Raw genomic sequence first — 14,945 nt, forward strand, 5'->3', positions numbered from 1 at the left:
TTCTCCTTAAAATTTATGTCTTGTATAATATCTATTTTACATCATTTAGCTTTATAATAGTTATAATATATTTAAAATCAATCTCCTAAACTAACTATTATCTTATTTTCTTTAATAATTTCAATGCATGATACTTTATTATTAAGCTTTAGTTATTTAGTAAATATATTAAAATCCTACTGAGTTAATTTTGTATACTCCATTCTCATTTTTTCTCATATTAACTCCCATGTCATATATACCTTTATCAATAATTATTTGGTTACATTTTAAAATATTTATCTTTACGCTAACATCTTTTATGCCGCTAGATTCCCCATTATCCTTAACTTCTAAAACCTCTGTTTCATTAGCATGCTTGAATATTGTATTATTTTCATCCAATTTATTAAATAACTCAGCTTGTATATCAAATTCATCAGGATCTAATAAAGAAACTATTGCTCCCATATCTAAAGTTGATAAGTATCTATTAACATCCTTGTCACTTTGAGATTTATAGTAAGACTTTATCAATTCTTCAGTACTTAAATTTTGTACTGATTCATTTAACTTACTGTTTTTGTCTATATGATTTTGTATTAAGTAATCTTCTATAGTTAAACCTGTAATTTCTTTAAATGACTTTCTATCTAAGCTACAAAGTGCTCTGTTTAAAATTCCAGAATCAATATATGCTCCTACTATTTTTTTATTATGTTTAAGTACAACTGCCTTTGCATCAACAATAGGAGTATCTAAATCGGGAAGTGGATCTAATAAATAATATACTTCAGCATTTACTTCTTCTCCTAATAAGTTTGAAAAATCTAACCCTATAGACTTTGAAAATTGTAAATTATAAGCCCAATATACTTCATCTATTCCTTTTTCAGGTGCATACTTTAAATCATCAGATATTTTTATTTTATGATTAGCTATTAAAAAACTAGGTGTCCAATTGTATTTTTTTAATAATTTTCTAGCATCTTCATCTATACTTGATTCTTTAGGAGAATATCTGTACGTACTTGATATAAGTCTAAAGAAATCATAATCTAAATATATGTCCTCTCCTTTATAAGTTATAAAACCAAAGTTATCTAAATCATCATAGCTATAATTTACTTCTATAGTTTCGTTGTCTGTATAAAATACCAGCTTTTGATTTTTAACACTACCTCCGCTCATTTCTTCGCTACTTTTTTTCACATTCTTACTCATTAAATTTAAATAGTCATTTATAATATTTTTATCTTTAATATAAATAGGCTTTATTTTATCTAAACTTTCAGCATGATAATCATGATAAACACTTATTTTATTAGTACTTTTAAGTTTTTCTATTAAATCTTTATGATTATTATTTTGATTTGAAGAAACTTGATTTTGGATGGAATTTGAAGATTTCTCTTTATATGATTTTGGTATTTTTTGATTGATTAAATAAATTATCCCTATTATTAAAACTACAAAACCAATAATAATTGTTGTTGTAGTTTTTTTATTTTTTAAATTTTTCATATTTTTTATGATCCCCTTAATACTGCTATAATTCTTATGTATTTATTTTTTATATAAAAAGTTATATTTCTAAAGATGCATAAATCCTTAGTAACATAACTTTTTATTATTTGATCTAATGCTTTTAATTACTTAGCTAAAATTTCAACTCCATCTTCAGTAACTAAAATCATATGCTCCCATTGAGCAGATAATTTTCCATCATCAGTATATGAAGTCCATTCATTGTGTGCATCAATGTATAAATCACTTGTTCCTTGATTAATCATAGGCTCTATGGTAAATATCATGCCTGGAACTAAAACCATTCCTTCATTGGCATTTCCATAGTGGCAAACAAAAGGATCTTCATGGAACTGTAATCCTATTCCATGTCCTCCGAATTCTTCAACTACTGAATATCCATTTTTCTCTGCATGTTGTTGTATTGCATAACCTATATCTCCCAATTTTCCCCATGGTTTAACAGCTTCTATTCCTTTGTATAAACATTCCTTAGTTACTTCCACTAATCTCTTAGCTTCTTCACTAACATTTCCTATCATAAACATTCTAGATGCGTCTGAGTAATAACCATTATATATAGTTGAAACATCTACATTTACTATATCTCCATCCTTCAAAACTCTATTTTCACTAGGTATTCCATGGCATATTTCATCATTTATTGAAGTACATACACTTTTTGGGAATCCTCCATAGTTAAGTGGAGCTGGTACTGCCCCTTGAGCTATGGTGAACTCATGTACTATTTTATTTATATCTTCAGTAGTCATGCCTTCTTTTATCTGCTTCGATACCTCATCTAGTACAGCATCATTTATTTTAGCACTTTCCTTTATTTTTTCTATTTGTTCTTTATTTTTTATAATTTCATGTGATGGAACTACATGCCCTTTTTGTTTTAATTCATTTAATTTTTCATCGAATTGCATGTGGCATTTTTTATATTTAATTTTACTTTTACACCAACATTCATCATTTCTGTTTAATTTCATTAACTTACCTCCTTATATCTTGCCTATCTCTATTAAATATATATTTTAAATTTTATTTGACTACTTATTAATTATTATTTTTTTAATCTTTTTTAATTAAAAGTAAGTACATTAAAGTTATTGTAAAGCGTACAATCATTGACTAGACATTTTTTATATTCACCCATATTTAGTATATCATTTATTCACAAATAATTATTAATATTTTTAAAACCATATATTTTACTATATGAATTTAATATAAAAACAAATAAACACCTTTTTGATTATTTTATGAGCATTACTTTCTTAAATTTCAATATCTACTTTATATACGCCTATTAAAAAATGTAGCTACTAAGTTTTAATACTTAATAACTACATTTTCTTTAATATGCTACTATTTCTTTAATAATAAATTCTTTTCCACTAAGTAAATCCCATCTTTTACTGCTACAATAAATACATTGACCATTATTTTCTTTTACATTAAATACTTTGTTGCAACTTTTACAAATACCATTTGCAGGTATAACTTGTATTTTAAGCTTAGTATTTTGCAAACTTGTATTGTCTACAGCCACTGGAAAACAACTTTCTATATATTTAGGTATCATAGAAGATAATTCTCCTATCTGTAATACCACGCTGTCTATTTTTGTTAAATTATTTTCTAATGCTACTTTTTCAACTGTTTTTACAACTTCTATAACTACCCCTAGTTCGTGCACTATTTTCACCTACTCTTGTTTTATATCTATTTATTCTCAACAAGCACATTTTTATAAGCATTAGTATCTTTATAAATTTCATCCTTTATTGGATTAAGTTTATTTCTTCTTATTTTACTATATTGATAAATTGCTAAAGCTGCATTTGCAATTAAAGATATTAAACTTACTATAAAAAATGCTGTCTTGTTATGTGTTGTAGGAACTGGTGCTATTCTATCAGCAAATTGAGGAACAGTCATAACAAACATAATCCAAAGAGCTAAAGTTTGAGCACGATGTTGTAGCCAAGCTCCTCTTTTTATAAAGAAAGTTGGTATAGTGCATGAAAGTAATAAAGCTGCTCCACAATAAATCGAATGGTCTGATATACAGTTATAAGTGTAAGCAAAGTTCCATACATCATAAGCTATAATCCAAGTCCATATCATATCTGGCCATATCATATCCTTTGTTTTATCTTTAGATATAAATATTCCATAACATCCACAAATTGTAATTATATTTAGTAGACCTGCTATACCATTCATAATATTCCAAGGTCCAGATATTGTCCAAAGATTATCTACAACTCCACCATTAGTTAATCCATAAGTGAAAATTTGAAAATCTCTAATAGAAGCTTCAAATATATTTAATGCTAAAATCACTGCTGGAAGAGCTAGTGCCCATTTTTTCTTTTGTAATGATGGCATATATCTAAGAGCCATAAACCAAATACATCCAGCTAGTGCTGAATAAGTTTTCACCCAGTTAAACCAAGTTCCCGTTCCATATTTATTGCCTGGCGCTGCTGTAGTTGGCCAAACATAAATAGTTAAAAATGTAGGTACTATTATAAACAATAATATTCCCGTCCATTTTGTTGATCTTCCAAGTTCATTGAATGCCATCAATGCAAGTAATACAAATAGGAAAATTCCCCATCCTTCAAAGGTTATTTTTTCATATAAAATCCCCATAATGCACCTCTTCTCTATTTTATTTTGTAAACACATCCTTAACTTTTTTTCCTATTATTCTACCTTTTCGTCTTATAACATTTTTAACTACTGCTGGTTTTAAATCTTCATAAGCTACACCTTCTGCATCATATTTTCTTACTAATGATATAGCATCAAACTTACATTTTGTAGTACATTGGCCACAACCTACACACATATATTCATCTACAACAGTAGCCCCACAACCTAAACATCTTTCTGTTTCTTTTTTCATTTGTTCTTCTGTAAAAGTAAGACGCATATCTTTGAAAGATCCTTTTTCATCTACATCAGATTTATGATTTGCTCTTTGTCTTGGCATATTATCATATCCTTCTAATTTCAAACTTTTCTTATCAAATTCATGATAATATCTTCTATCACGTCCATTTACTAAACTTTGTCCTGGTTGAACAAAACGATGAATTGATATAGCTCCTTGTTTACCTGCTGCTATTGCATCTATTGCAAATCTAGGACCCGTATATGAATCTCCTCCTACAAATATATCAGGTTCATTTGTTTGATAAGTAAATTCATCAGCTTTTATTGTATTATTAGGATTTAACTCTGCTTTGCTTCCTTTAAGTAAATCTCCCCAATAAATACTTTGGCCTACTGAAATTAGAACGTAATCAGCATCAATTACTTTTAAATTATTTTCATCAAATACTGGTGCGAATTTTCCATTTTTATCAAATGTAGAAATACATTTTTTAAATTCAACGCCTACTACTTTTTCATCTTCTACAATTATTCTATTAGGTCCCCAAGAGTTATTTATTACTATATTCTCCTCTAAAGCTTCTTCTATCTCTTCTTCTAAAGCAGGCATTTGTTCACGATTTTCTAAACAGAACATGTCTACACTATCTGCTCCTACTCTTGTTGCATTTCTTGCAACATCTATAGCAACATTTCCTCCACCAATAACAACTACTTTTCCATTTAATTTTACATCTTCTCCTAAGTTAACATCACGTACAAATTCTACTCCTGGTATAACACCTTTTGCATCTTCACCTTCTATGTTTAATCTTCTACCAGCTTGTGCACCGATTGCTAAATAGAAAGCTTTATATCCATCTTTTCTTAATTCATCTAAGGTAATATCATTACCTACATCTACACCTGTTTTAAATTCCACTCCCATTTGTCTTAATATTTCTATTTCAGCATTAACTACTTCTTTTTCCAATCTGAAAGAAGGAATTCCTAAAGTTAACATACCTCCAAGAGCTTTTTGCTTTTCAAACACGGTTACCTTGTATCCATCTATTGATAAATAATAAGCACATGAAAGTCCAGCAGGTCCTCCACCTATTATTGCAATCTTTTTGCCATAATCATGTCTTTTCTTAGGAATAAATCTATGCTCTTCTTTTAAATCTTGTTCAGCTATAAACTTTTTAATTTCATCTATGGCAATTGGTGAATCTATGTCTCCTCTTGTACATGCTGATTCACACTTTCTAGGACAAATACGACCACATATAGCTGGAAATGGATTTTCTTGTTTTATAAGTTCTAAAGCTTCTTTGTATCTTCCTTGTGAAGCAAGTTTAATGTATCCTTGAACAGCTATATGTGCAGGGCATGCAGTCTTACACGGACTTGTTCCACTTTCTACTACATCTTCTCTATTAATTCTATAATCTTCATTCCATCTCTCTGGTCCCCAATTAGTATTTCTTGGAGTTTCTTTTCTTTCTATTTTATCTATGATAGGTTTGCTAGAACATAGTTTTTGACCTAATTTCAAAGCATTAGTTGGACAGTTTACTACACACTCCCCGCAAGCAACACACCTATCTTTATCTACTTTAGATACATAATTAGAACGTACCATATCAGTATTTGCAAACATATTTCCACCCTTAAGTGCTAAACAAGAGCATCCACAGCAATTACATATGGCATGAGTCTTCCCTGAACCATCTAAGTTTGGTATTTGGTGCATTAATCCATTTTCTTCTGCTCTTTTTATTATTTTAAAAGCCTCTTCTCTAGTTATTTCTCTACCTCTACCTGTTCTTATGTAGTACTCAGCTGCATGGCCTAATTGAATACACATATCTTCTTTTAAATGTCCACATCCTTCTCCCATACTTTCTCTTGCTGTACGGCATGAACAATCTGATACAGAAAATTTATCACTATTATTTAAATATTTTGATATTTCCTCATATGAAGCTCTTCTTGTTTCCCCATCTATCGCAGTTTCTATTGGAATAACACGCATCAGTCCTACGCCTGGAGGAAAACTTCCTGTAGATCTTGGCCCATTTTCCACACCATAATCATGAAATGCTTTAGGAATTTGCGGATATTTTTTAGCCTGCTCCTTATTATTAACCATCATTTCCATAATTCCTGGTACCCAAGTTTCATACCAAAAAGTATCTACACCATCTATTTCATTAACAAAAACTACCCCTATTTCTGATAATTCTAGTAATAACTCTGTACACTTCTCAACACTTTTTTTACACAAAGGTGCGACTTTTTCAGCCGTTATTTTTTCTCTAATCTTCATACAAAGTAAAACTTCTGCCATTTCATCTGTTACAACTGGCTCTAAAATTTTATAACGTGCATCATTTTCATCAAAGTAACCTCTAGACCCTGTTTTTTTCCCACTAACTTGATTTGCAAATTGAAGAACCTTTTCTTTAATTGCCATAATAATCTCCCCTAAAAATTTGAATTTTTATATTATATTACTGATTCCATACTCTTATTTCTTGTCTTATCCAATTAGCCCATTCATCTATACCTTCCCCAGTTTTAGCTGATATCGGTATAACTTTTATATTTGGATTTAGATTTTTTATATATTGTTTAACTAAGTCTAAATCAAAATCAAAATACTCTATAGCATCAATTTTATTTATTAAAACTACATCCACTATGGAAAACATTAATGGATATTTAAGAGGTTTATCATGTCCCTCAGGTATACTAAGTATCATAGCGTTTTTTGAAGAGCCTGTATCAAATTCTGCTGGACATACTAAATTCCCCACATTTTCTAATATTATAAAGTCTAAATCATATGTTCCAAGTTCTACTAAACCTTGCTTAGTCATATCTGCATCTAAATGGCACATTCCTCCTGTATGTAGCTGTATTACTTTTGCTCCTGTTTTTGAAACAGTATTAGCATCAACATCTGAGTCTATATCAGCCTCCATAATCCCTATTTTCATTTCATCTTTTAATGCCTCTATGGTTCTTAAAACTGTTGTAGTTTTACCTGAACCTGGAGAAGACATTAAATTTAATAAAAAAGTATTATCTTTCTTTAAATCTGATCTAAGCAATTTTGCTTGTTTATCATTGTTTTTAAAAACATTTTCCTTTATCTCAATAACTTTATATTTCTCCATAAAATCCCCCCATTAATATTTCTTGGTATTGCCAAAAGTACTTAGTATATTTTTAATCAACTATTTGATTTAACTTATTTTTACACTTCCTTTTTGTTAATTTTATAACATCACTTTGTACAGATTCAATTTCACCGAATCTTATTCTGTAATTAAAATGTAGCATTTTTAACATATTTTGTAAATATATACTTATACTTTTCATTTATTTTCTTTTTCAAATTTTAATTATATATTTACTTTTTTATGCTATACTAAATAATTATATAATTTACTGTATTGACATTGCAGTGCTATAGAAAGGTATTTGTAATGAAAAAATTAACTAGTAGACAAAAACAAGCTATTGCAACTAAACTTAGAATTACACAAGTAGCCACTAAACTTTTTAAGTTAAAGGGTTTTGATAGAGTAAAAGTTCAAGATATCTGCCAAGCTGCAGAAATTTCAACAGGAGCTTTTTATCATCACTTTAAATCAAAATCAGAAATAATTAATACAGCTTATGAACAAGTTGATATTCTAGTAATAGATAGACTTGAAGCAAAAAGTTTTTGTTCAAATCTTGATAAATTATTATTTTTATTAGGTGAAGGTGCTAATATGATGGAGGAACTTGGTTGGGTATTTGTAAGTGAAATATATAAAAATTTACTTTCAATAGAAGGAAAGTATTCTACTAAGCCTGACCGTTATATATCATTAGAAGTTAAATCCATTGTAGAAGATTCACTAAAAAGTGGTGAGTTGAATAGTTGTATTTCTTCGCTAGATTTAACTATGATAATTATGAGAATATCTAGAGGTACTATATTTGACTGGTGTCTTAATGAGGGAAGTTATAATCTTAAATCTACAATGGAATTTGAATTAAACTTAGTCCTTTCCAATTTTAAAGCTGAAAAATCAGATTAAAAAAGTCGCTTATAATGCGACTTTTTTAATTTTAAAATATTTATCTATTAATAATAATTATCTGAATATTAATACTTTTCAATAAATGCTAAATTCTCTCTAACATGTTTCGCTTTCTAACTAAAGGTGCTACAATAATCCTGATTTATCACTTTATATATTTAATTGGGGGTAAAATTATGTTTTTATTTGAATCACAACCAGTTACAAATTGGCTTATGCTATTTTTAGTATTCATTTTATTAATTATACTAAACGAAATTGGCCGTCGTTATAAATGGGGTGGGATTACACTTTTTATAATATTACCAATAATTCTTACATTATTTGTATGGCCTAATACAACTAAAGATACTAGTGTAAATGACTGGTTTCACTATGCAAAGGTTTATTCTGCTTTAGCAGGGTGTATCGGTTTTTGGCTAATACGCCATTTAAAAGATGCTACTAGTCATAAATGGGTCTTATATTTTCCACCACTAATTCTTGCAATTAATATCTTAGAGGCCGTTTCTCGTGATTTTCAAATTGGTTCCTTAGGCCTTACAAAAGAAGTATTTGAAGGAATAATGTTGTACAGTGGTTCTTGGAACTACTTAAATGGTATTGCAGGCATCTTAAACATAATTACAATCACAGGTTGGGTAGGAATATGTATTAGTAAAGATAAAAGCAAAGATATGTTATGGCCAGATATGTGCTGGTTCTGGATTATTGCCTATGATCTTTGGAATTTTGCATATACTTATAACTGTTTAGGTGATCATGCTTGGTACTGCGGTATTGCATTGCTAGTTGCACCAACTGTAACTGCCTTTACGCTTAAGAAAGGAGCTTGGTTACAACATAGAGCACAAACACTTGCTCTTTGGTGTATGTTTGCAATGACATATCCTTCATTCATTGATAAATCACAATTTGCTGTTAAATCAACACAAAATCCAACTGCCCTATTTATTGTAAGTTTAATTGCACTTCTTGCTAATGTAGTTTTATTTGTTTATATGATTTACAAAGTAAGAAAAACAAAGCTCAATCCATATAAAGGTGAGCTTTATACAGACCTAAAGTGCTATGAAGATGTAAAAGCACTTGCTGAATAATAAAAAAGGAGTAGAATCTTCTACTCCTTTAAATATATCTATAATTTACTAATCACAATCACAGTCCCAACAACAATTATCTTGATGACATGGTTTTGGTGGACATGGTTTTAGTTCATGATTTTTACATTCTATATATTTTTCTAGATTTTTATTTGCTAATTCTAATAAGCTGAGAATTTCATCATTCACTTGACCATATTCTTTCCATAATAGTTCTGACTTTTGCCATAATTCTCTAACTTTTCTTTCTAATACCATAGCTTCTTCTTCTAAACATTTAGCTTTATATTCTATACCTTTCGCTACTTCTTTGAATTCTTCAGCTTCTTTTCTTTGTTTTATAGCTCTCATTTTATACTTTTGGCAATCATCTATATTATCCCAACCACAATGTTTATCTTCTTTACATTCCCAGTTGCAGTTTCGGTTACTTTGATTTTCATAATTACAACAATTTTTCATACTATTTATATCTCCTTAATATGATATTATGAGGATTATCCTCATAATATCATATTATGTAAATATAATTTTTCCGTGTATAATTTTGTAATATTTCGTATTTTTTTGTCGTATTTTAATCTTGTGTGCATTTTGCATAACTTAATTATATATTTACTACTTTTTTCTTGTTCTTGTAGAAATAAAGTCTAGCATTAACTTCACACCCTATTAATATAGCCCAACTACTTAGATAAAGCCATGTCATTAAAACAATTATTCCCCCTATACTCCCATATATTATTTCATAGTTTGCATAATAATTAGAATAATAAGAATAAGAAAATGACACAATTATCCACCCTAGTGTTGCAACTATTGCTCCAGGTGTTGCTTCTTTTAGACTTATTTTTTTATTTGGTGTGTACTTGTATAAACTTATTAATATGATAACGATAGTAGATACCCCGATGGTATATCTACAAATATTCCAAACATCCATAAATATTTTATCTAATCCTATAAACCCAAATATAAAATAACCTATTTTCTCTCCATATACTAAAAATATCATTGATGAAAAAATTAATAATAAAAGTCCTATTGTAAATAAAAATGCTATTATAAATACTTTTATATAAGATCTTGTTTCTTTTACATTATAAGACTTATTTGCACCTCTTATAATTGCTCTAACAGCTCTAGAAGACGTCCATACCGTTAGAAAAAAACTCATTATTATAAAGCTTGAGCTTTTGTTTGCAATTGCAGAGTTAATTATAGAATAAGCTAGGTCAAATGCACTTTCTGGCATCATATTTTTTAAAATCTCTATATATCTATTAAGATGAAGTATGGGAATATATACTATACTACTTATAGTAAACATTAAAAAAGGAAAAAAGGATAATAGCAAATAAAAAGACATTTCTGCTGCTTTTGAATTTATGTCACTATAATTGGATTCTTTAAAATAATTTATGATGCTGTACCTGTCTGCTTTCATAGATTTTACCTCCTCTCCTTTATTCCATTTTATTGGTTATATGGACTTATAACTTCTATTATATTTATTTAAACATAGTTTTAATTATACCTTTTCTATACTATTTGTGTATATTTTTTAAGTTTATTAAGCTATTATAATTTAAAAAGGATGCAAAATTTTATTGCACCCTTTATATTAACTACATTAACTTATCTATTGTATTATTTATATAAGTTTTTATTGCTGTGATTTTTTCATTTGCCATTTCTTCAGTTTCACCTTTAACTGCTACATAAAACTTTAGCTTTGGTTCTGTACCTGAAGGTCTTACTGCTATCCATGATCCATCTTCTAAGAAATATTTTAATACTTCAGCTTTAGGAAGATCATCAATTCCTTTAGCATAATCTTTTGTGTCTACAACTTTTACTTTATTTACATTATCTATACCATTTTCTCTAAAGTAAGCTATTATATCCTTTATTTTCGCGATACCCTCTATTCCTTTTAATGTTAAAGATATAGTTTCCTCTTTAAAGAATCCATATTTTTTGTATAATTCTACTAAGCCTTCATATAAGCTAAGCCCTTTAGAGTAGTAATAAGCTGCCATTTCACTTATTAAAACTGCTGCAACAACTCCATCTTTATCTCTTGCATGAGTTCCTACTAAGTATCCATAACTTTCTTCATATCCAAACATATATGTTTTTTCATTGTTTTGTTCAAATGATTTTATTTTTTCTCCGATAAACTTAAATCCTGTAAGTACATTTAATACGTCTACATTATTACTTTTAGCTATATCTGCACCAAATTCAGATGTAACTATAGTTTTTATTAATGTAGAATTTTCTTTAAGTTTATTATTTTCTTTAAGTCCCTCTATTATATAATTAGTTAACATTCCACCTATTTGATTTCCTGTTAATAATGCATATTCTCCACTTGTAGTTTTAACTGCTACTCCAACTCTATCACAGTCTGGATCAGTTGCTATAACTAAGTCTGCTCCTACTTCTTTAGCAAGACCTATCCCTCTAATTAAAGCTTTTTTATCTTCTGGGTTTGGATAATCTATGCCCGCAAAGTTTGGATCTGGCATTTCTTCTTCTTTAACTACAACAACATTTTCAAATCCCACTTCTTTTAACGCTCTTTTTATTGGAACATTTCCAGTTCCACAAAGTGGAGTAAATACTATTTTAAAATCTTTTCCAACTTCTTTTATTAATTCTTTTCTTATTACTTGCGATTTAACAGCTTCTATAAATTCTGTGTCTTGTTTTTGGTCTAACATTATAACTAATTCTTTATTTTCTTCAGTTAATGTTGGTATTGTGCTATAATCATGTATTTCATTTATTTCATCTGTTATAGCATTTGCTATATGAGGCATCACTTGTGCGCCATCTTCCCAGTATACTTTATATCCGTTATATTCTGTTGGGTTGTGACTTGCTGTTATTACAATACCAGCTATTGCATGTAAATTTCTAACTGCAAAAGATAATTCTGGTGTAGTTCTTAAGCTATCAAATATGTATGCTTTTATGCCACATGCTGCTAACGTATTTGCAGCCTCCATACAAAACTCTCTAGACATATGTCTATTATCATGTGCTATTACTACCCCTCTATTTTTCTCTTCTTCTGTTGTGTTTTTTATTATGTAATTTGCAAGTCCAAAAGTCGCTCTTCTTACTGTGTATATATTTATTCTATTTGTTCCAGCAGCTATAACTCCTCTAAGACCAGCTGTTCCAAACTCTAAGTCCTTATAAAATCTATCTTCTATCTCTTTTTTATCATCTTTTAATCCTTCAAGTTCTTGTTTTGTTTTTTCATCGAAATAAGGCTTATTTATCCACTCTTCATACTTTTTCATGTACTCCATAAATTATCTCCCTTTCATCCTCACTGTTTTTAATAACGAATAGTATAAAACGATTTTTTTACTAAAACTTTATTATTCTTTATTTTATATTGTTTTTCTATGTATGTAAAGATAACATAATTAAACATTTCGTTCAATAAAAATGTGTATACATATTACGACATGCTCATAGCAAAAAAAAGAGAATATTGTTTTATTCTCTTTTTTTATATGCATATGTATTTAACTTTTCTATCTACTTACATATATATCTATTGGTTTCCTCCCCCAACTATATGCTTGACTTTCACTTCCCATAAATATATCTATTCTATTTCCTTTGATAGCGCCTCCACAGTCTTCCGCTCTAAATGTCATACCAAATTGAGGTATATAAACTTTTGAACCATATGGTATTACACTAGGATCTACTGCTATTGTTCCCCATCTTGGAACTGTTCCTGTTGATGTTATTCCATCACCTGCATAAGCTGTTGCAACAACTCTCATTTGTCTTGAGCTTGATCCTCCTCTTGACACTGCTACTTCTTGTTTTTTAGTGCCCTTTTTAACTATTTGTTCTAACGGCTCTTTTGATACTGATTCTTTAGTTAATTTTTTTTCATCAAGTTTACCATCTTTATATGTAAGCTCATATACTAATTCTTTTTCACCTTTTTCACCTTTTTGTGTAACCTTGGTTGTCCCCTTTTTTAACTCTTTATCTTCTACTAGCTTAACTTCAAATGGTATATCTTTATATTCTGTTTGTTTTAGCTTCTTTACTTCAACTACTTTTATATTCATTTTATCTTTTAGCTTAGTATCTAAACTAGGCGTTATCTCATCATCTTTATCATAAGTTATTTCTTCTTCCTCTAACAAGTCTTTCACAGTTTTCTTGAAAGTTGATACTGTTGTTTCTTTTCCTTTAACTACTAAACATATTTTATCTTTTTGTAAAGTGAAATATCCAACTAACATCCCTATTAATATACATATACTTATTACACTAACTATTATTGATCGCCTTTCTTTCATAATAGTCCTCCTTTTTATAAGTTTTCTTAAAGTTGCTTATATGTATATATATTAAGGTTGTTACTAATTTATGTAACTTTTTTGTAACTTCTAATTAACTTTTTTGTAACTTTTATTTTTACTCTTATATTTAATACTTAATTATATATATTTCTAGAAATTAAGCTTTCCTAATTATTTATATAAAATTATGCCATACTATACATATTTTACTTCTATTTATAAACCTCTTTAAATACAAGTAAAATGTAAAAATAGCCAATATCATATTTTTAACAGTGGCTATTTTTACCCAGTTTAATATATTATTATTCTCTAAAATAATGTGAAATTTATAGATAGTTTTAATGCCAAGATTTATTGAAATGGTGAATGGTATGTGTGTTTTCTGTAATTGTAGCTTTTTTGCTACTATAATCTATAGGACAAAAATATTCTACAGGATATATAATAAAATTTGTACCTAATAAATTTTGTTTTTCTCCATCTAAAGAAATATCGTAGTATTTCTTAAATATATTTGTTATTATTTTAGTATTTGTTGTTAAATCATATCTATTATTAACGATAAATTGTTTATTAGTATAATAGTCCAATAACAGCTTAATTATTTTACTTTGTGGTACGCTTCCCATCGTAGCTGTAACAGCCCAATTTGTACTTTCAAATCCTGTGAATCCATCTAGATTTAAAAATTTATCCATATTTTTAACTACTTCTACATCTGTATCAAAGTATATTCCTCCTTCTTTATATAAAGCATATAATCTAACATAATCACTTACAAATGCATATTTTTTACTTTCATATGCTTGTCTTACATAAATATTACTATTGATATCAAAGTTACTTTCATTCCATTCAATTATTGTATAGTCACTTAAATATTGATTCCAACTATTTATGCAATCTAAAACTAATGTTGGTTTATCTTTATTACCAAACCAACAATAATGTATTTTTTTAGGTATCACAATAATATTTCATCTCCCTTT

General features: G+C 28.5%; 13 protein-coding genes. 2 read left to right on the top strand and 11 right to left on the bottom strand.

Features of this window, described 5'->3' with window-relative positions; genetic code table 11:
- Positions 1–168: 168 nt before the first annotated feature.
- From BLP75_RS03550 to hypB, 6 genes are all read right to left on the bottom strand, one after another.
- On the bottom strand, positions 169–1,503 hold the full coding sequence (locus BLP75_RS03550) for a DUF4830 domain-containing protein (protein WP_092722977.1): 1,335 nt from the start codon (positions 1,501–1,503) through the stop codon (positions 169–171).
- A gap of 128 nt (positions 1,504–1,631) precedes the next feature.
- Positions 1,632–2,501 (bottom strand): methionyl aminopeptidase, encoded by an 870-nt coding sequence (locus BLP75_RS03555; protein ID WP_092722979.1) that lies wholly within the window; start codon positions 2,499–2,501, stop codon positions 1,632–1,634.
- A 368-nt stretch (positions 2,502–2,869) separates the two neighbouring features.
- Positions 2,870–3,211, bottom strand: a complete 342-nt coding sequence (locus BLP75_RS03560) for a hydrogenase maturation nickel metallochaperone HypA/HybF (RefSeq protein WP_092722981.1) — start codon at positions 3,209–3,211, stop codon at positions 2,870–2,872.
- Positions 3,212–3,237: 26 nt separating this feature from the next.
- The gene (locus BLP75_RS03565; protein ID WP_092722983.1) at positions 3,238–4,173 is read right to left on the bottom strand and encodes a DUF5692 family protein; all 936 of its coding nucleotides are present in this window, start codon (positions 4,171–4,173) and stop codon (positions 3,238–3,240) included.
- A 19-nt stretch (positions 4,174–4,192) separates the two neighbouring features.
- On the bottom strand, positions 4,193–6,877 hold the full coding sequence (locus BLP75_RS03570; protein WP_092722985.1) for an FAD-dependent oxidoreductase: 2,685 nt from the start codon (positions 6,875–6,877) through the stop codon (positions 4,193–4,195).
- A 37-nt stretch (positions 6,878–6,914) separates the two neighbouring features.
- A complete protein-coding gene (gene hypB / locus BLP75_RS03575) occupies positions 6,915–7,583 on the bottom strand; it encodes a hydrogenase nickel incorporation protein HypB (RefSeq protein ID WP_092722987.1) in 669 nt (222 codons plus the stop codon).
- Positions 7,584–7,895: 312 nt separating this feature from the next.
- On the opposite strand from hypB, the gene BLP75_RS03580 reads away from it, so the two are divergent.
- Positions 7,896–8,498: a TetR/AcrR family transcriptional regulator gene (locus BLP75_RS03580; protein WP_092722988.1), complete on the top strand. Its 603-nt coding sequence runs from the start codon at positions 7,896–7,898 to the stop codon at positions 8,496–8,498.
- Between the two features lie 179 nt (positions 8,499–8,677).
- Positions 8,678–9,601: a DUF5692 family protein gene (locus BLP75_RS03585; protein WP_092722990.1), complete on the top strand. Its 924-nt coding sequence runs from the start codon at positions 8,678–8,680 to the stop codon at positions 9,599–9,601.
- Positions 9,602–9,649: 48 nt separating this feature from the next.
- Here BLP75_RS03585 and BLP75_RS03590 read toward each other — a convergent pair whose 3' ends face one another.
- The 5 genes from BLP75_RS03590 to BLP75_RS03610 all read right to left on the bottom strand — a co-directional run bounded on the left by BLP75_RS03590 (position 9,650) and on the right by BLP75_RS03610 (position 14,924).
- Positions 9,650–10,066 carry a hypothetical protein gene (locus BLP75_RS03590; RefSeq protein WP_092722991.1) on the bottom strand — a complete coding sequence of 139 codons (417 nt, stop codon included), beginning with the start codon at positions 10,064–10,066 and terminating at the stop codon, positions 9,650–9,652.
- A gap of 145 nt (positions 10,067–10,211) precedes the next feature.
- Positions 10,212–11,051 carry a YihY/virulence factor BrkB family protein gene (locus BLP75_RS03595; protein WP_092722993.1) on the bottom strand — a complete coding sequence of 280 codons (840 nt, stop codon included), beginning with the start codon at positions 11,049–11,051 and terminating at the stop codon, positions 10,212–10,214.
- Between the two features lie 181 nt (positions 11,052–11,232).
- Positions 11,233–12,930, bottom strand: a complete 1,698-nt coding sequence (locus tag BLP75_RS03600) for a phospho-sugar mutase (RefSeq protein WP_092722995.1) — start codon at positions 12,928–12,930, stop codon at positions 11,233–11,235.
- A gap of 231 nt (positions 12,931–13,161) precedes the next feature.
- On the bottom strand, positions 13,162–13,950 hold the full coding sequence (locus BLP75_RS03605) for a 3D domain-containing protein (protein WP_092722997.1): 789 nt from the start codon (positions 13,948–13,950) through the stop codon (positions 13,162–13,164).
- A 344-nt stretch (positions 13,951–14,294) separates the two neighbouring features.
- Entirely contained in the window at positions 14,295–14,924 is a 630-nt protein-coding gene (locus BLP75_RS03610) for a glycosyltransferase family 32 protein (protein ID WP_170139145.1), read from the bottom strand.
- Positions 14,925–14,945 lie beyond the last annotated feature (21 nt).

The organism is Romboutsia lituseburensis DSM 797, from assembly GCF_900103615.1.
GTDB lineage: Bacteria > Bacillota > Clostridia > Peptostreptococcales > Peptostreptococcaceae > Romboutsia_F > Romboutsia_F lituseburensis.